Below are 22,694 nucleotides of genomic sequence, written 5' to 3'. Positions count from 1 at the left end.
GCAGTGCATGAGCATCATCATTATCGTTTTACCGAAACCGGAAGATGCAAAGAAAATACGGAAAATCCTCATACAGCATGGATTTGAAAATACCGTAGCATGTACAACTGCCGCCCAGGCTTTGATTGAAGTGAATAAACATCCCGCAGGACTGGTGATCAGCGGTTATAAGCTGCCTGACATGTATTACCGGGAGCTGGCAGAATGTCTGCCCGGATTCTTTGAAATGCTGCTTATCGGTTCTGCGAATGTGGTCAGCTCGGCAGGATCAGGGATTATGGCAGTCACCATGCCTATCCGTATTTATGAACTGGTAAACACTGTGGAAATGCAGCTTTACCAGATTGAGCGCAGACAAAAAAAGGAAAAGAAAAAGCCAAAACCGCGAAATGAGCGGGACCAGAACTATATTACAAACGCGAAGCTCCTTCTGATGGACAGAAACCATCTCACAGAGGAGGAGGCATACCGTTATATACAAAAATGCAGCATGGACAGTGCTACCGGCATGGTAGAGACAGCGCAGATGATACTGACGCTTATCTACGATGAAGTATAAAGAAGAACGGCATCAAAGCCTGTATCAAATCGTCATAAAGGAGAAATGTGATATGTTTACGATCAACAATAATTATCTGAAACTTCAGGGCAGCTATCTGTTTTCCAATATAGCAAAAAAAGTGGCTGACTATCAGCAGCAAAACCCTAATGCAGACATGATCCGGCTGGGGATCGGTGATGTCACACAGCCTTTGGCACCGGCTATTATCCGGGCACTTCACAGCGCAGTGGATGATATGGCAAATGCGGAGACATTTCATGGTTACGCTCCGGACAAAGGTTACGATTTTCTCAGAAATGCCATTGCGGACAATGATTACCGAAACCGCGGCTGTGACATCGAAGCAGATGAGATTTTCGTATCCGACGGAGCAAAATGTGACTCCGGAAATATCCAGGAAATTTTCGGCCTGGACAATAAGATCGCTGTCTGCGACCCGGTATATCCTGTGTATGTAGACACTAATGTGATGGCAGGCAGAACGGGTAATTATAATCCGGATGCACAGAATTATGACGGCATGATCTACATGCCCTGTGTGGAGGATAATCATTTTATCCCTGAACTTCCAAAGGAAACCCCGAATATTATTTATCTGTGTTTCCCGAATAATCCCACAGGAGCAGGAATCACAAGAGCAGAGCTGCAGGAATGGGTGGATTATGCCAACCGCGTGGGCGCGGTGATCATTTACGATGCAGCATATGAAGCATATATAACAGAAAAAGACGTACCTCACAGCGTGTATGAATGCAAAGGTGCGAGACATTGTGCCATCGAACTTCACAGTTTTTCAAAAAATGCCGGATTTACAGGCGTCCGTCTGGGTTACACAGTAGTGCCGAAGGATTTAAAATGCGGCAGTGTATCCCTGCATGACCTGTGGTCCAGAAGGCATGGGACCAAATATAACGGTGCCCCGTATATTGTACAGCGGGCCGGGGAAGCTGTTTATTCACCGGAAGGAAAAGAGCAGTTAAAGGCCCAGGTGGACTATTATATGAAAAACGCGAAGGTGATTTACGAAGGCCTGAAAAATGCAGGATACTCCGTATCCGGCGGCATCAATGCCCCGTATGTGTGGCTGAAAACACCCGGCCGGTTAAGTTCCTGGGAGTTCTTTGATGAACTTCTCAGCAAAGCCAATGTGGTTGGAACACCCGGCAGCGGTTTTGGAGCACACGGAGAAGGCTATTTTAGACTGTCAGCCTTCGGAACCTATGAAAATACAGTGAAAGCGATTGAACGGATCACAAAGATGTGATCAATTATATCCTGTCCCGAGGTATCTGGATTTTTCTGGATATCCCCGGGACTTTTTTTATTTTAGAAAAAGGAGAATTGTGATATGGAATTTGCAGCAGGTATTTTAAAAAAAGAAACACTGGAGCTTCCGCAGATACTGGAAGTAAAAGAGTCAGACCGGGAAATCCTGGTGGAGGGAACTGTCCACAGTATCAGGAATATGGGAGAGATCGCCTTTGTGATCCTGAGAAAAAGAGACGGTCTGCTGCAGGCGGTATGGGAGGAGGGAAAGACAGATATTCCCATCTGCCATTTGAAGGAAGGTGACTGTGTCCGCGTCTCAGGTACCATTCATGATGAGGAAAGAGCACCCCATGAAAAGGAACTGCGGCTTTCAAAGGTTGAGATCCTGTCATCTCCCGCCGCGCCTCTCCCGCTTGCCATAGACAAATGGAAGCTGAACACATCTCTGGAGACTAAGCTGAACCTGCGCCCCATATCTCTGCGGAATATAAAGGAGAGGGCCCGTTTTAAGATTCAGGAGGGTGTGTGCAGAGCCTTTCGTGAATTTTTATACAGCCAGGGATTTACGGAAGTGCATACTCCCAAAATAGGATCAAAAGGGGCGGAGGGCGGTTCTAATCTTTTTAAATTCAGTTATTTCCACAAACCCGCCATTCTGGAGCAGAGCCCCCAGTTTTATAAACAGATAATGGTGGGGGTATTTGACAGGGTGTTTGAGACGGGTCCTGTGTTTCGTGCGGAGAAGCATAACACAAGGCGGCATCTGAACGAATACACCAGCCTGGATCTTGAGATGGGATATATTGACAGCTTTATGGATATCTGTGCCATGGAGACAGGGTTTCTCCAATATACAATGGAGCTGCTGAAAAAAGAATACGCCAAAGAGCTGAAGATTCTGGGGATCAAGCTTCCGGGAACTGATAAGATTCCCTGTGTCCGTTTTACCGACGCCAAAGAGCTGGTGTCTGAAAAATACGGCAGGAAAATTAAAAACCCGTTTGATCTGGAACCGGAGGAGGAGGAACTGATCGGTCGGTACTTCAAAGAGGAATATGATTCGGATTTTGTGTTCGTCACACATTATCCCTCCAAAAAAAGGCCCTTTTATGCAATGGATGACCCGGAGGATGAACGGTTTACCCTGAGCTTTGATCTGCTGTTTAAAGGTCTGGAGGTGACAACCGGAGGACAGCGTATCCATGACTACAATATGCTGACCGGGAAATTGGAGAGAAGAGGCATGAGCCGGGAGGGGATGGAGCAGTATCTAGATACCTTCAAGTACGGCATGCCGCCCCACGGGGGCCTGGGAATTGGCCTGGAGAGGCTTACCATGCAGCTTTTAGGTGAAGATAACGTGAGGGAAGCCTGTCTTTTTCCAAGAGATATGAACCGGCTGGAACCGTAGAGAAAAGGAGGATATAGTTATGGCAAAACAGATCATAGATGATACCGTTATGGAAAATGTGGAAATTCTGGCAAAACTGGCCCTCAAACCCCAAGAACGGGAAGCCGCCAGGGAAAAAATGCAGGAGATACTGGATTATGTGGATAAATTAAATGAGCTGGACACAGAGGGGATCCGGCCGCTTTCCCACACCTTTCCTATGGAAAATGTTTTCCGGGAGGATATTGTAACAAACGGGAACGACCGTGAGGCCATGATAAAAAATGCGCCCAGGAGCAAGGACGGCCAGTACCAGGTACCGAAAACAGTGCAGTGACAGTGGTTGAAGACGGAGGTTAGCGAAATGGAGATCAAAGAAATGACAGCCCTCACGCTGGGCCGGGCCATTAAGAACAGGGAGGCAGGCGTCAGGGAAGCAGTGAAAGCATCTCTGGACCAGATTGGAAAGGTGGACAGCACACTCCACGCCTTTCTGGAGACAGATGAAAAGAAAATATACGACAGGGTGAAAGAGGTGGAGAGCGGCATAAAAACAGGAAAATATACAGGTCCTCTGGCCGGCGTTCCTGTGGCGGTAAAAGACAATATATGCACCAGGGACAGAAAGACCACCTGCGCGTCCAGGATTCTGGAAAATTTTGTTCCGCCATACGATGCGGAGGCTGTACGCAGAATGGAGAATGCGGGAATGATCGTCATTGGCAAGACCAACATGGATGAATTTGCCATGGGCAGCACCTCAGAAACCTCAGCCTATGGCATTACCAGAAATCCCTGGGATACGGAAAAAGTACCAGGTGGTTCGTCAGGAGGCTCCTGCGCAGCGGTGGCAGCGGATGAAGTGTTTGCCGCATTGGGAAGTGACACAGGCGGCTCTATCCGTCAGCCGGCCGCTTACTGCGGTGTGGTGGGAATGAAGCCCACCTACGGAACCGTATCCAGATATGGCCTTATAGCATATGCTTCATCCCTGGACCAGATCGGACCGGTGGGAAAGGATGTGTCCGACTGTGCGGCACTGCTGGAGACTGTGGCAGGGTATGACCCAAAGGACAGCACTTCCGTGATGCGGAAGGATCTGCAGTTTACCGGATATTTGAGAAAGGATCTGCGTGGAATGAAGATTGGGATTCCCAAGGAATATCTGGCGGAAGGTCTGGACACGGAGGTAAAGAAGGCGCTGGTGGATGCGGTGCACCTGATGACGAGGAACGGTGCCATTGTGGAATTCTTTTCTCTGGGACTGGTGGATTATGTGATCCCTGCTTATTATATTATCGCCTCAGCGGAGGCAAGCTCCAACCTGGCCCGTTTTGACGGCGTAAAATATGGTTACAGGACAGAGGTATTCGAGGGACTTCACCACATGTATAAAAAGACCAGGGCTGAGGGCTTCGGGGAAGAGGTGAAGCGCCGGATCCTGCTGGGTTCTTTTGTACTGAGTTCCGGCTACTATGATGCATATTACCTGAAAGCCCTGAAAGTAAAGGCAATGATAAAGAAAGCGTTTGACCGGGCTTTTGTTAAGTATGATACGCTGCTTGCGCCTGCGGCTCCTTCTACGGCACCTAAGGTTGGGAGCAGCCTTTCGGACCCGCTGAACATGTACCTGAGTGATATTTATACAGCAGGGGTCAATCTGGCAGGCCTTCCTGCCATAAGTGTTCCCTGCGGCAGGGACAGCAGCGGTATGCCGGTGGGACTGCAGTTTATCGGGGATTGTTTTCAGGAGAAAAAAATCATACAGGCTGCATATGCCTATGAACAGATCAGGGGAGAGTTTCCCAAAGCGCAGGGAAAGGGGGTAAAATAATGGGAAAGCAATATGAGACAGTCATTGGCCTGGAGGTGCATGTGGAACTTGCCACGGCTACAAAGATATTCTGCGGGTGCTCTGCAAGATTCGGTGGGGCGCCCAATACCCATACTTGTCCAGTATGTACCGGAATGCCCGGCTCCCTGCCTGTCCTGAACAAACAGGTGGTGGAGTATGCCCTGGCCCTTGGGCTGGCTGCCAACTGCCGGGTAAACCGCACCTGTAAATTCGACCGTAAGAATTATTTTTACCCGGACAATCCACAAAACTACCAGATCTCCCAGTTATATCTCCCCATCTGTTACGACGGATCTCTGGAAATTGAGACGGCATCCGGGAAGAAAAAGATCAGGATCCATGAGATGCATATGGAGGAGGATGCCGGAAAGCTGATCCATGATGCCTGGGAAGACTGTTCCCTTGTGGACTACAACAGAAGCGGTGTACCGCTGGTGGAGATCGTATCTGAACCGGATATGAGGAGTGCGGAGGAGGTTATTGCTTATCTGGAAAAACTGCGCTTGATCTGCCAGTACCTTGGTGTCTCGGACTGTAAACTTCAGGAGGGATCTATGCGGGCGGATGTGAATCTGTCTGTCCGGGAGGCCGGGAGCAGTGAATTGGGTACCAGAACGGAGATGAAGAACTTAAACTCCTTTAAGGCCATCGCCAGAGCTATTGAAGGAGAGCGGGAACGCCAGATCGAGCTTTTGGAAGAGGGAAAATGCGTGCAGCAGGAGACACGAAGATGGGATGACAACAAGGAATATTCCTATGCTATGCGTTCAAAAGAGGATGCCAAGGATTACAGGTATTTTCCCGACCCTGATCTGCCTCCTGTTGTGATCAGTGAGGCGTGGACAAAACGGATAAAAGAGCGGCAGCCCGAGCTTCAGGAGGAAAAGGCAGGGCGCTACGAAAAAGAATTGGGTCTGTCTGCCTATGACGCGTCACTTTTGACACAGTCCAGATATCTGGCAGATTTGTTTGAGCAGACAGTCAGCCTTCTGGAACAGAAAAAGATTGCCGGCGGGCCAAAAAAGGCAGCCAATTGGTTTATCGGTGAGACCCTGAGGCTTTTAAAAGACAGGGGGATGGAAACAGAAGACATTCGCTTCACACCCGGGCATCTGGCAGACCTGATCGCAGTCTGTGAAAAGGGGGAGGTGAACAACCGGACGGCAAAAAAGGTGTTTGAGATCATGTTTGACGAAGATATAGACCCGGTTTCTTATATAGAAAAAAACGGTCTGAAGTCTGTCACAGACACAGGCACGCTGGAGCGTGTGGTGGACAAAGTGCTGGCCGGAAATCCCAAAACAGTGGAGGAATACCAAAGCGGGAAAACTAAGGTTTTAGGTTTTCTTGTAGGCCAGGTTATGAAAGAGATGAAAGGAAAGGCAGACCCACAGACAGTGAAGCGGCTTCTGAGTGAAAAATGTAACAGTTCAGACAGGTCTGCGCATTTACTGCACTGACCGTATGAAGAAGTAGTGCCGGCAGGCATCCAGCCCATCGCGAAGCGATTTTTAATGGCTGGGTGCGTAACGGTTCAGCTTGTCTGAAAGGTTACTGAAAAACTGTGATCCTGCAGAGTAGAACTTTACAACCTTTTTTTAATCGCTTATACTGTTTTTAAGACTATCCGGGTAATAGGATAAAACAGCAGCATAGCCGCTGCAGCCGTTCCGCGTTTGTATTCTGAACGCGGAATGTGGATGGAAAGAAAAGGAGACAGTTATGGAGATCAGAGAATTTCAGGAAAAGCTCAAAGAAACACTGGAGCTGGCTGTAAAAAACGGAAAAAAGATACATGCAGATACAGTGGAAGAACTTTTTGCCGGAAACGGGCTGACAGAAGGTCAGATACAGAAAGTATACGAATACCTGGCTGTCCAGGGAATCCAGGTGGAGGGAAAGAAGAGGCAGACGGCAGACGCCTCTTCGGAACAAGGGGAAATTGATCCAGGCGGGAACGAGGACAGTGGGGAAAAAGAAGAAAAAGCTGCGTTATCCCAGGAAGAACTGGAATATCTGAAGGATTACGAAAGCATACTTTCTGATATACCCAAAGAGAAGCCCGGGGAGAGGGAAAGCCTTTATAAAAGGGTATTGGATCATGAGGACGCGGCAAAAAAACGTCTGGCAGAGCTGTATATGTCCCAGGTAGTAACCACAGCGAGAGAGCTGAAACACCGGGAAGTCTTTATCGGTGATATGATAGCAGAGGGAAATATCGGTCTGCTGAGTGCTATTGAAATGCTTCATGAGGCACAGGACATCCACGCATTCCTCTGCGGGGAGATTAGAAATGCCATTCTGCTCATGCTGGAAGAGCAGACAGACCAGAAGCAGAGGGATGATATCCTTGTGGAGAAAGTACGTGACCTGGAGACAAGGATCAAAGAACTTCTGGAAGACGAGGAGGTCAAGTACAGTGTGGATGAACTGGCGGCTTTTCTTGACATGGATGTGGATGAAATACAGGCTGTGCTGCGGCTGACCGGTGACGATAAATAGTAGGGCACAACAGGGTACCGTGCTGTGCGGAAACGGTGAACAGCAGCACTTCATATATTTTTTATAGAATAAACATAGCCAATTCATTGAATAATTCACAAAAAAGTGGCATACTTAAACCATAGATTTCCCAATGGATTGGGGAGTCATGGAGGAAGAATATATGGAAGTAAAAGACAAAAAACCGAAAAAACCGATTATGTTCTACTATGCCATTGTCATAGTGGTTCTGATTCTGCTGAATACCCTGCTTGTGCCCTCGATCGCGGAGCGGAGTATCAAGGAAGTCAGATATGATGAATTTTTAAATGATTTGGACGGCGGCAAGATAGATGAGGTAAATCTGGATGATGACACCATTTATTATACCGTGAAAGACGGCGATAAGACACAGGTTTACAAGACGGGAAGAATCAATGATCTGCAGGAGGTCGAACGGCTGGATAAAGCGAAGGTGAAATTCGCCAAGGAGATCCCCACAAAGCAGTCCCCGATCCTCACCTTCCTGCTGTCCTGGATCATCCCCATTGCTATTTTCTTATTCATCGGTAACTGGCTGAGTAAGAAGATGATGTCAGGCATGGGCGGCGGAGCCGGGGCCATGAGTTTTGGAAAGAGCAATGCCAAGGTCTATGTAAAATCAACCAATGGCATTATGTTCTCAGACGTAGCCGGGGAGGACGAGGCAAAGGATCTGCTGACAGAGATCGTGGACTATCTCCACAACCCTGACAGGTACCGGGAAATCGGTGCATCTATGCCGAAAGGCGCCCTTCTGGTAGGTCCTCCGGGAACAGGTAAGACGCTTCTGGCAAAAGCCGTGGCAGGCGAGGCCAACGTTCCCTTTTTCTCCATATCAGGCTCTGAATTTGTGGAGATGTTCGTTGGTATGGGTGCTGCCAAAGTACGTGATCTGTTTAAACAGGCTAATGAAAAAGCACCCTGTATCGTATTTATTGATGAGATTGATACCATTGGAAAGAAGCGTGACGGCAACATCAGCGGCAACGATGAGCGTGAGCAGACACTGAACCAGCTTCTGACCGAGATGGATGGATTTGACGGCTCCAAAGGAGTCGTGATCCTGGCGGCAACCAACCGTCCGGATTCCCTGGATGCGGCGCTGCTCCGTCCGGGACGTTTTGACAGGCGTATCCCTGTGGAACTTCCTGATCTGCAGGGGCGTGAGGAAATCCTGAAAGTCCATGCCAAAAAGATCAAAATATCCGATAACGTGGATTTCCGTGAGATTGCCAAGGCTGCATCCGGTGCATCGGGAGCGGAACTGGCTAATATTGTAAATGAAGCGGCACTGAGAGCTGTCCGTGACAGAAGAAAGTTTGCCACACAGGCAGATATGGAGGAGAGCATTGAGGTAGTCATTGCAGGATACCAGAAAAAGAACCGTGTGCTTTCCGAGAAAGAGAAGCTGATCGTTTCCTACCATGAGATTGGCCATGCGCTGGTAGCTGCCATGCAGACAGATTCCGCACCTGTCCATAAGATCACCATCATACCCAGAACTTCAGGAGCCTTGGGATACACCATGCAGGTGGAGGATGGAGAACATTTCCTCATGTCAAAAGAGGAACTGGAAAATAAGATCGCTACATTTACAGGCGGCCGTGCGGCGGAGGAATTGATCTTCCATTCCGTTACAACGGGTGCGTCCAATGATATTGAGCAGGCGACCAAATTGGCAAGAGGCATGATCACCCGGTTTGGTATGAGCGACGAGTTTGATATGGTAGCCATGGAAAATGTGACAAACCAGTATCTTGGTGGTGATACCTCCCTGGCATGCTCCTTTGAGACCCAGACTCTTATTGATAAAAGGGTGGTGGAGCTGGTGAGAAAACAGCATGAGAAGGCATATAAGATCCTGCAGGAGAATATCGGAAAACTGCATGAGCTGGCAAAACACCTGTTTGAGAATGAGACCATAACAGGAGAAGAGTTTATGAGGATCCTCCATACCCCGCTTCCTCAAATAGAGGAAAACCGGGAACCACAGACAGCGGAAGCGGCAGAACCAGCAGAGCTGTAGTGGCGGGAGGATTAAAGAAGTAATAATAAACCGGCCCCTGTTGTTATAAACCGAACAGCTATATTCAATGTTCGGTTTATAACAACAGGGGCCGGTTTTTCTTTTCGGCTCTGTAGGTCTGCGCATTCACTGCGGTGACCGTAAGAAAGTGTACCACGGCCAAGCAAAAATCCCATCGCCAAAGGCGATTTGCATGGATTTTTGCCTGTAACTGTGAGGGTACTGAACAGTTACCAATAACTTATGATTCTTCTTTGGGCAATATGATATTCAGCAGTATAGCGATCAAGGTCGCCAGTACAACCGGGGATTTGCCGAAAATCATGGTTACCCAGCTGGGGAAGGTGGCAAGGGCTGCGGATGCCTGGGAAATTCCCATTCCAAGTGCAGCGGCCAGGCCCACAATGGAAGTGTTCCTGTAGTTCATATCCTCAGAGGTGATGAGTTTCATACCTGTCATTGCAATGGAGGCAAACACAGATACAGTAGCGCCGCCCAGAACGCACTGGGGAATGGTGGTGAGCAGTGCGGAAAATTTGGGAATCAGTCCCGCCACGCCCAGGATAATGGCTGCCAGCCCCAGAACACAACGGTTCACCACCTTTGTGGTTGCCACAATACCTACATTCTGGCTGTAGGTAGCTGTGGGAAGCCCGCCGAACACGGCACCGATAATATTCATAATGCCGTATCCCACAATGCCGCCCTGCAGTTCTTTGTCACTGGGTTCTCTTCCAAGTCCGCCCACAGTCGTTGCCGTGAAGTCACCGATGGCCTGGACGGAGTTGATGGCAAAGAGAAGGCCGATGGCTACACAGGATGACACCTCAAAATTAATGCCGAAATGCATAACCTGCGGGAGCTGGAACACGCTGGCGGATGCCACGCTGCTGAAACTGACCATGCCGAAAAAGGCGGAAACCACGTACCCGGCAACCATGCCGATCAGGATAGAAGCCAGCTTCACAATGCCTTTTCCAAAGTGGTTCAGTACAGTTACGACCACAAGAGTAAATATGGCTACTGCCCAGTTCTGCCAGGAGCCGTAGGTCTCACTGCTGGTACCGCCTGCCATATAGTTGATGGCAGTGGGATACAGGGACAGGCCGATGGTAAACACAACGGTCCCGGTGATCAGAGGCGGAAAGAACACCCTGATCTTCCGGACAAGCAGTCCCACAACAATAGCTACGCAGCCGCCCACGATCTGAGATCCGAGTATGGTCGCAACACCATACCCCTCGGCAATGGCCTGCATACTGGGCACATAGGCAAAGCTGACACCCATGATGACCGGCAGGGAGGAACCGATGTGGAATCCGCTCTTGCTGCCCAGAGGAAAAAGCTGGAGCAGTGTGGAAATTGCGGACACAAAAAGAGCTGCCTGGATGAGGATGACCTTGTCTCCCTGAGACATACCTCCTCCGCTAACAGCACCTGAAACAATAATGGCCGGTGTAACACAGCCAACGATCATGGCGACTACATGCTGCAGTGCCAGCGGCAGTACCTGCCGAAACGCGGGAATGCCTTCCAGTTCAAAGATACTTCCTTTACCGATTTCCATTCCTTTCATTATGTAATTACCCCCATTTGATTTTCCGAAACATCATGGCCCGGAGTGTGCCCCACTCTTGTGGTCAAATTGCTGTCCCTGAAAACATTTTATGAAACACGATATGTTAGATTACTATAATATTAGCAAATCAGCGGACTATAGTCAATGGAAAAATACAAAATTTTTTAGATAATCTAAAAATTTTTGTACAATATGAATGAGAATGCCATGTTGCACCTTACAGAGAATAATGGTAAAATCAAAAAAGATGCTTTCCGGTTACCGGACACTGAGTGGACGGTAACGCTTTCCAAGAGACAGGAACAAATATAAAAGAGAGCTGCAGGACTTAATTATGAACTATATTGTATTTGATTTGGAATGGAATCAGTGCCCCTACGGAAAGGACAGGGAGAATAAACGGCTGCCCTTTGAGATTATTGAGATAGGAGCGGTGAAGCTGGATGAGAACCGGAATATGACGGACCAGTTTCATGAGATCATCAAGCCTTCCGTGTACCACAGACTGCACTACCGCACAAAAGAAATACTGCATATTGATAAACAGACACTGGAAAACGGGGTACCGTTCTCAAAGGCGATCCGCAGATTCCTGAACTGGTGCGGAGAAGATGTGATGTTCTGTACCTGGGGCCCCTCCGATCTGGTGGAGCTGCAGCGTAATATGAAATACTACAGGCTGACTTACCTTTTGGAAGGTCCTCTTCGTTATTATGATGTGCAGAAACTGTTCGGCATTGCATGTGAGGGCGACAAGACCAGCCGTTCCCTGGAATACGCCATTGACTATATGGAGCTTAGCAAAGGAGAAAACTTCCACAGGGCCCTGAACGATGCTGTCTATACCGCTGAGATATTCGCACGTCTGCCCATGGACACAGTGAGAAAGTTCTTTTCCATTGACTGCTATCAGAATCCCAAGTCAAAGAGTGAGGAGATCCACACGGTATTTGATGACTATTCCAAATACATCTCCAGGGAATTTCCCACGAAAGAGGAGGCCATGAAAGATCGTGAAGTGGTGAGTACACGCTGCTTTTTCTGCGGAAAGACCGCCAAGAAGAAGATCCGCTGGTTTTCCCTTAACCCCAAGACCCACATGTGCCTGGCCTTCTGCCCGGAACACGGTTACTTCCGCGGCAAGGCAAGACTGAAGAGGACAGATGAAGGGAAATATTATGTGGTCAAAACCGTAAAGAAGATCACGGAGGAAGAGGCAGAGGAAGTAAGACAGAAACGGGATGTGCTGAGAAAAAAGAGACGCGCAAAGAGACATCAGGATTATTATTAAAAGGAAAGACCCCATCGGAAAGCTGCCGGGAATCGGCGGCCTTCCGATGGGGTTTTGCTATTGAGGTCTTAGTCATCCTCTGAAATCCTTTGGGCTCATGCCCACGTACTTTTTGAATATAGCGGAAAAGTAGGCAGGATCATTAAATCCCACCTGTTCAGCTATCTCGTAAGTCAGGATGGATTTATCCAGGAGCAGTTCTTTTGCCCGTTCAACCCGCTTCAGGTTAATGAAATCCGTAATCGTATGTCCGGTTTCTTTCTTAAACGTGCGGCTTAAGTAGGAGGGATTCACATGTACGTGACCCGCAAGCTGTTCCAGGGTGATAGGCTCCTTTATATTATCAGAAATGTAGGCAATGGAATCCTTTACGGTTTTGCTGTAGTTCATCTCTGATGCCAGGAGTGCTTTTCTCAGTATCTGAAGCAGTTTTTTTATGATATTTTCCAGTTCAAATATGTTGGAGGAATTATCAATAGACTGCAGCAGGTCATTGTCCGGCATCTCCAGGCCTTTGCCCAGTAGAATGTGGGTGCCCGTGTAAAATATGTGTATGCAGAGATTTTTCACATCACTTGACTTGGCAAAATTACTCTGCAGCTTGATAAATATACTGTTTAGAATCTGTTCCGCTCCGTCAAAATCCAGGCTTATTATAGCATTCTCCAGCTCGTAAACGGACAGGGTCTCACCTGCGGACAGGGTGTATTCCTTTGTTGGGCTTTGTTCCTGATAAAGGGCAATGTTGTCCTGGGAGTAAAAGTTTAAAGTCAGTGCTCGAATAGATTCAAAGACCGCCACAGAGTATTCTCTGGGGCTTGTGTGGTGGCGGCTGATGCCAATAGTCAGCTTCTGCTCGTAGAAGGAGTCTGCCATAGCTGTAATATCACGGCAGTTTTGCAGCAGTTCATGGGGAACAGAGGGGCTGATTTCAGTACAGGCAGGATAAAAATATATGGCTATTATGAGGTTATTGTAGCGGTAGCAGTAACTGTTTGATTTAAGCTTTATTATGATATCCTTCAGAGCAGAGATATTCCCGGCATAGGGGATAAACTGGAAGGCGGCTATATAATAACTGTCCAGGGAAAGATTGTATTCTTTAAGCCTGGATGCCAGAGTATCAGAATAGGAGGCGTCTGTGAGTTCCTGCAATAGCTGGTCGATCATAAACGCCACATCAGACTTCTTGACCGTGTTTTTTTGTCTGGAGGCAATGATCTTCTTTTGCGCACTCTGGACAGAGGTGACCACCTGCTCTATGGAGATTGGCTTGAGCAGGAAGTCGCTTACATTATATTTGATAGCAGTCTTGGCATACTCAAAGTCAGCGTAGCCGGTCAGGATTATGACTTTGATATCCGGATATTGTTCCATCACATATCTGGCCAGGTCAAGACCGTCGGATTCCGGCATCCGGATATCCGTTATGATAATATCTACAGGTTTTTCCTTCAGTTTTTCAATGGCTTCCAGCCCGTCGCTGGCAGTGTCCTGGATAATGCAGTCAATGGCCTCCCAGTTTACCACCTGGGTGAGGCCTTTTCGTATAGTGGTTTCGTCATCCACGATCAGCAGGTGAAATATCATAATGTGTTCCCTCCGTTATTAATGGAAGCTTAAAGGAAATAGTGGTGCACACGTTTAGGGTGCTTGTTATCTTTAAATGGGCCATTTCCCCGAACAAAAGGTACAGGCGTCTGTCCAGGTTACGCAGCCCGATGTGGGTGTGCGACTCCTCGGAGGATGGGCGGATATCACAGATGTGGGGGATCGTCTCAAATCCGATTCCATTGTCTGCCACAAGGATCTCCATGCAGTCTTGGTGTTTTATCACATTGACAGCCAGCTTTCCCATCCCCTTTTTGGGTTCCAGACCGTGGACGATAGAATTTTCCACCAAGGGCTGGATACAAAAACAGGGGACCTTGTAATGCAGCAGGGAATCATCTGCCTGTATTTCTACAGATATCTTGTCCTCAAAACGCATCTTCTGCAGATAAGTATAAAATTTTACATACCGCAGTTCATCTTCCAGGTCCACATAGGTGAAGTCCTTGGATATCACATTGGCTTTCAGAAGCTCTCCCAGAGAGATGACCATCTGGTATATCTCCGGATTGTTGGTCATCTGAGCTTTCCAGGCTATGGTGTTCAGGGTGTTGAACATAAAATGGGGGTCCATCTGGGACTGGAGCGCCTTGATCTCCGCGTTTTTTAAAAGAAGCTGTTTCTCCAGGTTATCCTTGTAGTAAGTGTCCAGCTTGTCCAGCATATGGTTGAATGCCTCGGCCAGTTTGTTGAACTCCGAATACATCTCCAGAGAAGGGAGACGGTCTTTTTTTCCCTCCGCGATTTTATTGATCTGGAATATCATATTGCCGATAGGCCTTGTGACGGCGCGGCTGAGGATTATGGAAATACACAGCACCAGCATGACGATCACAGCCAGTACAAGGATGTAGGTCCTGAGTGTATCGTTGAGCTTTTCCAGAACCTGGTTTTTAGGGGCAGCGACAACGGATGTCAGGTCCAGGTTGGGCAGTTTTTCGGCAGCCGTAAGATAGGACTGCCCACCTGCATCTATTTCGTCCAGATAAGTTTCCTTGTTCAGGGTACCCAGCTTTTCAGAGATTTCATCGGCGCAGGGCAGATCATGGCTGTCTGTGATCAGGTTGATCTCCTCATTATACAGATAGATAAACCATTCCCGGTCAATTCCTGCCTTGTAAAAATCTATCAGGGTGTTTTTGTTTACATTAATAATGATCGTAGCCACATATTCACCGGTGTAGGAGCTGAAAATGTTCCGGACAAAGTAGAGTACGGAGGGAGTGGACTCCTGCATTTTTATAGTCAGATAGGGGTTGGAGGTGGATGTGGATTCCAGTATTTTCTGATTTGCCTTAATATTCACAGTTCCCGGACCTGAAGTGGCGGTATAGTATTCCGAAGGGTTCAGAAAAATACAGACACCGTTAATATAATTCTGTTCCCACATATAGGTATTGATCAGAAGAAAACTCATCTGCTTTTCAATATCCAGCCGGTTGCGGGAATTGTCCACAGAAGGCTCTATGGCTTCCCTGACAATAGTATTGGAGACAAAAAGGGAATTCACATAGTCCAGGTTGTTGACCTGGTCCGTAATGTTCTGGTTTACCTGGGAGAGCTCCTTCATGACCTGCTGCTTCTGGTTTTCAATTAGTATTTTGGCAGTCCTTTTATAAAAGAAAATGCCGCTGAAGATTAGGGAGACGGCCAGTATGACGGTTATCACCAGAGTGATATACATTCTTAAAGTGCCTTTTTTCTTATTGGTAAAAAGGGAAACTACCATAAAACAACCTCTTTCTGTATAAAAATTTATAGTTTTTTAGCAGCTGTCCGGCAGGTCTGCGCTGTTGTTATTTTTATTGTAACCATTCATTAGGTCTGCGCATTCACTGCGCTGACCGTAAGAAAATGTACCACGGCCAAGCAAAAATCCCATCGCCAAAGGCGATTCTGCATGGATTTTTGCCTGTAACTGTGGGGAGACTGAACAGTTACTTTTTATTTATTATATCATAAACAGCAGCCGTATTTCTGCGGTCAGATAAAATGGGCAAAAATTTACAAGGATAGGTAAAATATATTATAGGTTAGCAGAATTTTATGGATTTTAGGTGAGAATAAACGGTAAGATGTCTGAAAAGAGAAAAAATAATGATGGAACGGGTCATGGGAGCCTATTCAGTAAAAGCAAATATTTTTATATACTTTTTACATCAGGACGCTGAGTGAAAAAATGTTCAGCGAAAAAAAGGAGGAACTGTTTATGAGAAAGAAACTGGTAAGCGTGCTGCTGTGTGCAGGCATGATCGCATCTATGGCCGCCGGATGCGGCAGTAATGAGAGCGGAAGCGGAAAAAAGGAGGAAGCAAAATCATCCGATGGTAAAGTGGTGCTTAATGTGATCAATTATCATGTGGGTACAGATTATGCTGCTGAATATTATGATTACCTTTTCACAGAATTCCAGAAGACAGAAGAGGGTAAGAATGTGGAATTCAAATTCGAGGAGATTCCCACAACAGATGCATACAACCAGAAAATCAAACTGCTGATTTCCAGCGGTGACCTTCCGGATATTGTACTAAACGGAGGCAACAATATAATTAATCTGGCAGTGGAGTCAGGAAAAGTCCAGGACCTGACCTCTTATTTTGAGGAGGATGCAGAGTGGAAAGCGCAGTTTGATGAGAGCTCTCTGGAATTTAACTCTGTGGACGGCAAGATTTACGGAGTTCCTGTGTCAAAGGAGATTTCCTATATCTATTACAACAAGGAATTGTTTGAGCAGGCAGGCCTGGAGGCCCCTGATGTGGCATATGAGACCTGGGATGATTTCTTCAAGGCATGTGATACCCTGAAGGAGAAAGGCATCACACCTCTCGGTATGGATACCGCAGACCTGGGATGGCTTACGAACCTGTGGTACAGCGGATTGATCGGAACAGGCGGGGAGACAGGAAATGAATTTATGAACACCATGTACCCCACAGATTACAATACACCGGAAGTTGAGAAAGCCACAACGGATCTGCAGAACATGCTGGCTAATTACACTACCGCTGACGCGGTGGGTGGTAAATACGATACCATGGCAACCCATTTCTTTAACAGTGAAGTAGCCATGTTCCCCAACGGTCCGTGGATGATCCCGGATATCAGAAGTGAAGAGAAAGCGCCGGAAGGTTTCTATGACAAGGTTGGTATCATGCTTCTGCCGGAGTACGGAATGGAGATGGTTCCCACACCGGGCGATATGGTAGGTGCAAAAGACCAGGACAAGATCGACGCGGCAGTTGCATTCTTAAAATTTGAAACATCCATTGAAAACCAGTTAAAAGGACTGGAAATGGCAGGTCTTCAGCCTGTATCCAGCCAGGTTGAGATTCCGGATTCCCTGAAGGATTCCGACCCTCTTATGGCGGAGGTCCTTGAGATCCAGCCCAAGGCAAAATGGACATACGGACAGAACCAGGCGTACTGGTATCAGAATGTCATCGACACATTCTCCACAGAACTTCCGGAGCTTGCCTATGCCAATATCACCCCGGAAGAGTTCTGCACAAAGCTTTCCGAAGCGGCAAAGAAAAATTAACGTAACTGTCCGGCACCTTCACAGTTATACAGCAACACAATAAATAGCTTAAAATTGGGGCTGTTGTACGAAATCTCACAAGGTACAGCAACCCCATTTTTTGAAAGGGGACAACTATGAGCACTAAGAATAAAAAAATATGGATCGCACTGTTTATTGTGCCATGCATGATTTTATTCGTCTTAATTTACGCGGCGCCGATCGTGACGGTCCTGTACACCTCCTTATGTGAGTATACAGTTTCCACAAGTCCTGTATTAAAAGGACTGGAAAACTTTAAAACCATTTTCCGGGATAAGGATTTTCTGGAGTCTATTAAAAATACCCTGGTGTGGGTGGTCCTGCAGAGTACCTTCCACGTAACCCTGGGATTTATTATGGCACTTGTACTGCGCAGAAAGCCAAAAGGCTGGAAGATTGTCAGAACCGCTTACATGATACCCAATATAATACCGACAGCAGCCACCGGTGTTATGTTCACACTTCTTTTAAATCCCACATTCGGCGTGCTGAAATCAGTCTATGGTATCTTCGGTCTGGATACTGCCCAGATCCCTAACCTGTTCGGCAATTCCAAATTCGCTTTCTGGACAGTGACATGTACCTGGATCCTCTATTCCGGATTCAACACGATCATATTCCTGGCGGAGATGGGGGCTGTGGATACGGCAATCTATGAAGCTGCCAGAGTGGACGGGGCCAAACCGTGGCAGATGGACCGCTACATTACCATTCCGCTCATGAAGAATATATTCGGCACCTGCGTTGTGCTGGCGTCTGTGGCAATGGTATCTCAGTTCGATATCATCTATGTGACTACAAAAGGCGGGCCGGGCAACTCCACCCTGAACCTGCCCACCTATCTGTACAAGGTGGCAACCCTGGAAAATAACTACGGCAAAGCAAATGCGGTGGGAGTGATCCAGATTGCCCTGGGACTGGTTCTGGTGGTTCTCATCCAGGCCTTGTTCCGGGAGAAAAAAATGAAACAGGAGGGGAAATAAATGTATCACGGATCAAAAGTGAAAAAGAGTCTTCTGGGCATACCAAAGTATATCTTTATGCTGTTTTTTGTTCTGATCGCCATAGGTCCCATGGTGTGGGCCTTCTTAAGCTCTTTTAAAACCTATGCGGAAATTAACTCATCAGCCATCGCGCTGCCAAAGAGCCTGAATCTGCAGAATTATAAAGATGCCTTTAAGTATGCGCCTATTGCAAAATATTTTCTGAACAGTGTGCTGATCGTGGGTATCAGCGTGCTGGTTACCGTCTGCGTAGTTGCCATGTGCGCCTATGTGGTTTCCAGATTCCGGTTTAAATTTAAGACAGCTATTGTGCTTATGATCTCAGCCTCCCTGATGCTGCCTGCACAGGCCATATCCCAGCCGCTTTTTGCCATCTTCAAGGCACTCGGGATCTTTGATACAAAGCTGGGGCTGATCCTTGTCTATTCGGCTATGGGGATCCCCATGTCTTTCTTTGTCATGGTGAGTTATTATGAGACGATTTCCACTGCGCTGGAAGAGTCTGCTTACATAGACGGGGCTACATTCCTGCAGACATTCCTGCATATTATCCTCCCTCTGGCAAAACCGGGCCTTGTGACCATAGCACTGCTGCAGTTTATCAACACCTGGAATGAGTTTTATTTTGCGCTCATGCTCACAAGCGGCGACAGTGCCAGAACAGTGCCCATTGCATTGAACTATTATATGGGAACCTTTGCGAACAATTATTCTGCCCTGTTTGCGGCAGTGGTCATGACAGTTATGCCTACTATTTTAGTGTTTATTATTCTGCAGAGGCAGGTTATGGAGAGTTTGACCGCCGGAGCAGTGAAAGGATAAAGGATGGATATCAATAAAAAACCGATTTACCCTGTGGAATCGTGGGACATTACGGAGACCGCGTTCAGGGTCGAAAACAATTATAGGAACGAAACCACATTTGCCCTGTCAAACGGATACATTGGCACAAGGGGCACATTTGAGGAAGCATATGATTTTGATATAGATACCGGTTTGGAAGGAAATTTCATCAATGGGTTTTATGAAAGTGAAGTGATCCGTTACGGGGAAGCCAATTTCGGCTCCCCTCTCCACAGCCAGTCTCTTCTGAACCTGCCTAACGCAAAGGAGATCAGGCTGTATGCAGGCAATGAGGAGTTCCATATGCAGAAGGGCAGGGTCAGCGATTACAGCCGTGTACTTCGTATGCGGGACGGGATTCTGGAGAGAAGCCTGTTGTACACTACACCGTCAGGAAAGCAGATGCGCATAAATATCAGGCGTTTTGTGTCTTTCCAATGGAAAAACATAATGGAGATCCGATACAGTGTGACGCCTCTTAACTTCTCGGATGAGCTTACCTTTGTTACTTGTCTTGAGGGAAATGTGGAAAACCATACCAGAAAGACGAACCCCATTGTGGATTACGGTCCCTTTGGACGCAGACTGGAGCCGGTAAAGACAGAGGCAGAGGATAGCAGCATTTACTACGAGGCGGTCACAAAGAACAGCCGCCTCACTGCCGCGTGCGGATGCCTTCATAGTTTGGAGGGGGCTGTATATAAAGTCAGTGCCCATAAGGAGGATCTGAGGGCCTCCTTGACCTATACTGTGAAAGCGGAGCAGGGAAAGACCGTCTGCCTGGATAAGTATATATGCTACAGTTCTGACTTGGATATGGAGACAGAAGAACTGGAGCCGTTCACTAAGAGGATGTTAAAAAGTGCTGCCGCTGCCGGCTATGAGCAGGCCGAAAAAGAGCAGATCCGGTACATGAACCAATACTGGGAAAAGGCCGATGTGGTGGTGAAGGGGGATGATGCTTTGCAGCAGGGAATCCGTTTTAACCTGTTCCACATCATGCAGTCAGCGGGACGTGACGGGAGGACCGGCATGGGGGCTAAGGGACTCAGCGGTGAGGGATATGAGGGGCATTATTTCTGGGATACGGAAATGTATGTGCTGCCTGTATTTGTCTACACCGACCCGGAGCTTGCCGCACATCTGCTGGACTACCGCTACGGGACGCTGGACCAGGCCAGGGCCAGGGCTCGGATCCTGGGGCACGAGAAGGGCGCCCTGTATCCATGGAGGACCATTAACGGGGAGGAGGCATCCACCTATTATCCTCTGGGAACCGCCCAGTACCACATTATTGGAGATATTGCATATGCCCTCTGCCTGTATCTGGATGTGACAAGGGATAAAAAATATTTTCTGGAAAAGGGCGCGGAAATGCTCATAGAGATGGCTCGTATCTGGGCGGATGTGGGCAGCTTTGCAGAATGCAGAGGGGGAAAATACTGTATTTGCGATGTGACAGGGCCGGATGAATATAACGTACTGGTAGATAACAATTTCTATACAAACCTGCTGGCAAGGGAAAGTCTGCGGGCTGCCCTGAAAGCTGTCAGGTATCTCAAAGAACAGGAACCGGGGACATATGAGGGGTTGGCCGGGAAACTGGATTTTGCCTGGGAGGAGACGGAACTCTGGGATAAGATCATTGAAAATATGTATTTCCCGTATGATGAGAAGCGCGGGGTCTATCCTCTGGATGACGGATTCATGATGCGCAGGCCCTGGGATGAAACCAGGATTCCGCCGGAAAAAAGGGCCTGGCTGTATGAGAATTATCACCCTCTGTTTATCATGCGGCACAGGATGTCAAAACAGGCGGACGCCATTCTGGGTATGTACCTGTACAGCAACCTGTTCACGGAGGAGGAGCTGAAAAGAAATTATGATTTTTACCAGGAAGTAACACTGCACCACTCTTCCCTTTCCACCTGTATCTTTGGCATCGTAGCCTGTGAGATTGGATATTACCAGGAAGCGTATACATACTTCTCCCAGTCAGCCAGAATGGATCTGGATGATTACCACAACAACTTCTATGCCGGGATCCATGCTGCCAACATGGCGGGGACCTGGCAGGCAGTGGTAAATGGGTTTGCAGGTCTCAGGACCAATGACGGCACCCTGCGTTTTAAGCCGTATCTGCCGGAAAAATGGAAAGGATATCAGTTCTGTATCGGTTATCAGGGCAGCACCATAAAAGTGGAGATTGGAAGAAAATCGGCTGATTTTACTTTGCTTGAGGGAAAGCCTGCGGTTTTCTATGTAAATGGGAAAGCGTGCAGTATCAAAGAGGAAGGAGGTACCTGGCATGAAGAAATATAAGGCTATATTTTTTGACTGGGACGGTACGGCTGTCCTCTCCAGGACAGCGCCGGTGGATCAGGTTGTGGTTCCCATGAAAAAGTTGTTGTCAGAGGGTGTGAAACTGGCGGTCATAAGTGGTACTACCATCAATAACATCGGGGACGGGAAGCTCCATAGATACTTCACCCCAAAAGAAAGAAAAAACCTGTTCTATGGCCTGGGGCGGGGAGCTTACAACTATCATTTTACGGATGAGGGGGAACCGGAGGTTTTTTACAGCCTGATTCCGGATAAAGAACGGATGCTCAAAATTCACGGGGCGTGCTACAAGATCCATGAGCGGCTGCTGCGGGAGTTTGATTTTAAGACAGATATTGTATTTTCCAGGCCAAATTACTGCAAGATAGATATTCTGGTGGAAAATGACAGGAATGGTCAGTTGTTTTTTCAGGAACATGAGCTTGACAGTTTGAATGCGGTTCTCAAGGAACATGGAATCGGTGATCTGAGACAACTCATACGCATAGCAGAGGAAGTGGGCAAAGAGGAAGGATTATCCCTGACCGCCACAACTGATGCAAAGTATCTGGAAGTTGGATTGTCCAGCAAAAGCGATAATGTAAATGCCATTCTGGAGCTTCTGGACATGGAATGCGGCTTACAGGCAGAGGACTGTTCTTTCTGGGGGGATGAGTATATGGGGCTTTCGGAGGGATTGTTTGGCAGTGACAGCTTTATGCTCACTGCGCGTACCAGAGCAGGGGATTTTTTTGATGTATCAGCAGCGGGAGGACAGCGCCCCCAAGGTGTGCAGGTACTGGGAGGAGGTGTGGAACGGTTCATCGGTTTTCTGGAAGCCCAGAGCAATTTATAACAAT

At 47.7% G+C, this 22,694-nt stretch carries 17 protein-coding genes; 14 read left to right on the top strand and 3 right to left on the bottom strand.

Annotation, left to right across the window (positions count from 1 at the left end; all coding sequences use genetic code 11):
- Nucleotides 1–7 precede the first annotated feature (7 nt).
- From C6P39_RS09190 to ftsH, 8 genes are all read left to right on the top strand, one after another.
- Nucleotides 8–559 (top strand): ANTAR domain-containing response regulator, encoded by a 552-nt coding sequence (locus tag C6P39_RS09190; RefSeq protein WP_095174431.1) that lies wholly within the window; start codon nucleotides 8–10, stop codon nucleotides 557–559.
- 52 nt (nucleotides 560–611) lie between these two features.
- On the top strand, nucleotides 612–1,826 hold the full coding sequence (locus tag C6P39_RS09185; RefSeq protein WP_095174432.1) for an LL-diaminopimelate aminotransferase: 1,215 nt from the start codon (nucleotides 612–614) through the stop codon (nucleotides 1,824–1,826).
- Between the two features lie 84 nt (nucleotides 1,827–1,910).
- Nucleotides 1,911–3,242 (top strand): aspartate--tRNA(Asn) ligase, encoded by a 1,332-nt coding sequence (aspS, locus tag C6P39_RS09180; RefSeq protein WP_104803564.1) that lies wholly within the window; start codon nucleotides 1,911–1,913, stop codon nucleotides 3,240–3,242.
- 19 nt (nucleotides 3,243–3,261) lie between these two features.
- Nucleotides 3,262–3,558 carry an Asp-tRNA(Asn)/Glu-tRNA(Gln) amidotransferase subunit GatC gene (gene gatC, locus C6P39_RS09175; RefSeq protein ID WP_095174434.1) on the top strand — a complete coding sequence of 99 codons (297 nt, stop codon included), beginning with the start codon at nucleotides 3,262–3,264 and terminating at the stop codon, nucleotides 3,556–3,558.
- A gap of 27 nt (nucleotides 3,559–3,585) precedes the next feature.
- Nucleotides 3,586–5,055 (top strand): Asp-tRNA(Asn)/Glu-tRNA(Gln) amidotransferase subunit GatA, encoded by a 1,470-nt coding sequence (gene gatA / locus C6P39_RS09170; RefSeq protein ID WP_104803563.1) that lies wholly within the window; start codon nucleotides 3,586–3,588, stop codon nucleotides 5,053–5,055.
- Nucleotides 5,055–6,536 (top strand): Asp-tRNA(Asn)/Glu-tRNA(Gln) amidotransferase subunit GatB, encoded by a 1,482-nt coding sequence (gene gatB / locus C6P39_RS09165; protein ID WP_104803562.1) that lies wholly within the window; start codon nucleotides 5,055–5,057, stop codon nucleotides 6,534–6,536. The genes gatA and gatB overlap by 1 nt, the downstream gene beginning before the upstream one ends.
- Before the next feature lie 262 nt (nucleotides 6,537–6,798).
- A complete protein-coding gene (locus C6P39_RS09160; protein WP_104803561.1) occupies nucleotides 6,799–7,578 on the top strand; it encodes an RNA polymerase subunit sigma-70 in 780 nt (259 codons plus the stop codon).
- Nucleotides 7,579–7,741: 163 nt separating this feature from the next.
- Nucleotides 7,742–9,625 carry an ATP-dependent zinc metalloprotease FtsH gene (gene ftsH, locus C6P39_RS09155; protein ID WP_095174733.1) on the top strand — a complete coding sequence of 628 codons (1,884 nt, stop codon included), beginning with the start codon at nucleotides 7,742–7,744 and terminating at the stop codon, nucleotides 9,623–9,625.
- Between the two features lie 241 nt (nucleotides 9,626–9,866).
- Here the strand turns inward: ftsH and C6P39_RS09150 are convergent, their stop codons facing one another.
- Nucleotides 9,867–11,201: a uracil-xanthine permease family protein gene (locus tag C6P39_RS09150; RefSeq protein ID WP_095174438.1), complete on the bottom strand. Its 1,335-nt coding sequence runs from the start codon at nucleotides 11,199–11,201 to the stop codon at nucleotides 9,867–9,869.
- A gap of 337 nt (nucleotides 11,202–11,538) precedes the next feature.
- Between C6P39_RS09150 and C6P39_RS09145 the strand changes: the two genes are divergently transcribed.
- Entirely contained in the window at nucleotides 11,539–12,495 is a 957-nt protein-coding gene (locus tag C6P39_RS09145) for a 3'-5' exonuclease (protein WP_095174439.1), read from the top strand.
- A 72-nt stretch (nucleotides 12,496–12,567) separates the two neighbouring features.
- Here C6P39_RS09145 and C6P39_RS09140 read toward each other — a convergent pair whose 3' ends face one another.
- Together C6P39_RS09140 and C6P39_RS09135 are read right to left on the bottom strand one after the other, a co-directional pair.
- Nucleotides 12,568–14,085 carry a response regulator transcription factor gene (locus C6P39_RS09140; protein WP_104803560.1) on the bottom strand — a complete coding sequence of 506 codons (1,518 nt, stop codon included), beginning with the start codon at nucleotides 14,083–14,085 and terminating at the stop codon, nucleotides 12,568–12,570.
- On the bottom strand, nucleotides 14,057–15,835 hold the full coding sequence (locus C6P39_RS09135) for a sensor histidine kinase (RefSeq protein WP_104803559.1): 1,779 nt from the start codon (nucleotides 15,833–15,835) through the stop codon (nucleotides 14,057–14,059). Before C6P39_RS09135 ends, C6P39_RS09140 begins: the two co-directional genes overlap by 29 nt.
- A gap of 480 nt (nucleotides 15,836–16,315) precedes the next feature.
- On the opposite strand from C6P39_RS09135, the gene C6P39_RS09130 reads away from it, so the two are divergent.
- The 5 genes from C6P39_RS09130 (at nucleotide 16,316) to C6P39_RS09110 (ending at nucleotide 22,690) form a co-directional block, all read left to right on the top strand.
- Nucleotides 16,316–17,644, top strand: a complete 1,329-nt coding sequence (locus tag C6P39_RS09130; RefSeq protein WP_104803558.1) for an ABC transporter substrate-binding protein — start codon at nucleotides 16,316–16,318, stop codon at nucleotides 17,642–17,644.
- Between the two features lie 116 nt (nucleotides 17,645–17,760).
- A complete protein-coding gene (locus C6P39_RS09125; protein ID WP_104803557.1) occupies nucleotides 17,761–18,648 on the top strand; it encodes a carbohydrate ABC transporter permease in 888 nt (295 codons plus the stop codon).
- Complete coding sequence (locus C6P39_RS09120) at nucleotides 18,649–19,491, top strand: carbohydrate ABC transporter permease (RefSeq protein WP_104803556.1); 843 nt, start codon at nucleotides 18,649–18,651, stop codon at nucleotides 19,489–19,491.
- A 3-nt stretch (nucleotides 19,492–19,494) separates the two neighbouring features.
- The gene (locus tag C6P39_RS09115; protein ID WP_104803555.1) at nucleotides 19,495–21,834 is read left to right on the top strand and encodes a glycoside hydrolase family 65 protein; all 2,340 of its coding nucleotides are present in this window, start codon (nucleotides 19,495–19,497) and stop codon (nucleotides 21,832–21,834) included.
- On the top strand, nucleotides 21,821–22,690 hold the full coding sequence (locus C6P39_RS09110) for a hypothetical protein (RefSeq protein ID WP_104803554.1): 870 nt from the start codon (nucleotides 21,821–21,823) through the stop codon (nucleotides 22,688–22,690). Before C6P39_RS09115 ends, C6P39_RS09110 begins: the two co-directional genes overlap by 14 nt.
- Nucleotides 22,691–22,694: the final 4 nt, after the last annotated feature.

The organism is Blautia marasmi (assembly GCF_900258535.1).
Classification (GTDB): Bacteria; Bacillota; Clostridia; order Lachnospirales; family Lachnospiraceae; genus Blautia; species Blautia hominis.
The sequence above is the reverse complement of the archived record's forward strand: the minus strand, read 5'-3'. Positions and strand labels throughout refer to the sequence as shown.

Excerpts from the sequence above, each read along its gene's own strand:
- C6P39_RS09190 (WP_095174431.1), top strand. The coding sequence starts at position 8 with ATGAGCATCATCATTATCGTTTTACCGAAACCGGAAGATGCAAAGAAA.
- C6P39_RS09185 (WP_095174432.1), top strand. The coding sequence starts at position 612 with ATGTTTACGATCAACAATAATTATCTGAAACTTCAGGGCAGCTATCTG.
- aspS (WP_104803564.1), top strand. The coding sequence starts at position 1,911 with ATGGAATTTGCAGCAGGTATTTTAAAAAAAGAAACACTGGAGCTTCCG.
- gatC (WP_095174434.1), top strand. The coding sequence starts at position 3,262 with ATGGCAAAACAGATCATAGATGATACCGTTATGGAAAATGTGGAAATT.
- gatA (WP_104803563.1), top strand. The coding sequence starts at position 3,586 with ATGGAGATCAAAGAAATGACAGCCCTCACGCTGGGCCGGGCCATTAAG.
- gatB (WP_104803562.1), top strand. The coding sequence starts at position 5,055 with ATGGGAAAGCAATATGAGACAGTCATTGGCCTGGAGGTGCATGTGGAA.
- C6P39_RS09160 (WP_104803561.1), top strand. The coding sequence starts at position 6,799 with ATGGAGATCAGAGAATTTCAGGAAAAGCTCAAAGAAACACTGGAGCTG.
- ftsH (WP_095174733.1), top strand. The coding sequence starts at position 7,742 with ATGGAAGTAAAAGACAAAAAACCGAAAAAACCGATTATGTTCTACTAT.
- C6P39_RS09150 (WP_095174438.1), bottom strand. The coding sequence starts at position 11,201 with ATGAAAGGAATGGAAATCGGTAAAGGAAGTATCTTTGAACTGGAAGGC.
- C6P39_RS09145 (WP_095174439.1), top strand. The coding sequence starts at position 11,539 with ATGAACTATATTGTATTTGATTTGGAATGGAATCAGTGCCCCTACGGA.
- C6P39_RS09140 (WP_104803560.1), bottom strand. The coding sequence starts at position 14,085 with ATGATATTTCACCTGCTGATCGTGGATGACGAAACCACTATACGAAAA.
- C6P39_RS09135 (WP_104803559.1), bottom strand. The coding sequence starts at position 15,835 with ATGGTAGTTTCCCTTTTTACCAATAAGAAAAAAGGCACTTTAAGAATG.
- C6P39_RS09130 (WP_104803558.1), top strand. The coding sequence starts at position 16,316 with ATGAGAAAGAAACTGGTAAGCGTGCTGCTGTGTGCAGGCATGATCGCA.
- C6P39_RS09125 (WP_104803557.1), top strand. The coding sequence starts at position 17,761 with ATGAGCACTAAGAATAAAAAAATATGGATCGCACTGTTTATTGTGCCA.
- C6P39_RS09120 (WP_104803556.1), top strand. The coding sequence starts at position 18,649 with ATGTATCACGGATCAAAAGTGAAAAAGAGTCTTCTGGGCATACCAAAG.
- C6P39_RS09115 (WP_104803555.1), top strand. The coding sequence starts at position 19,495 with ATGGATATCAATAAAAAACCGATTTACCCTGTGGAATCGTGGGACATT.
- C6P39_RS09110 (WP_104803554.1), top strand. The coding sequence starts at position 21,821 with ATGAAGAAATATAAGGCTATATTTTTTGACTGGGACGGTACGGCTGTC.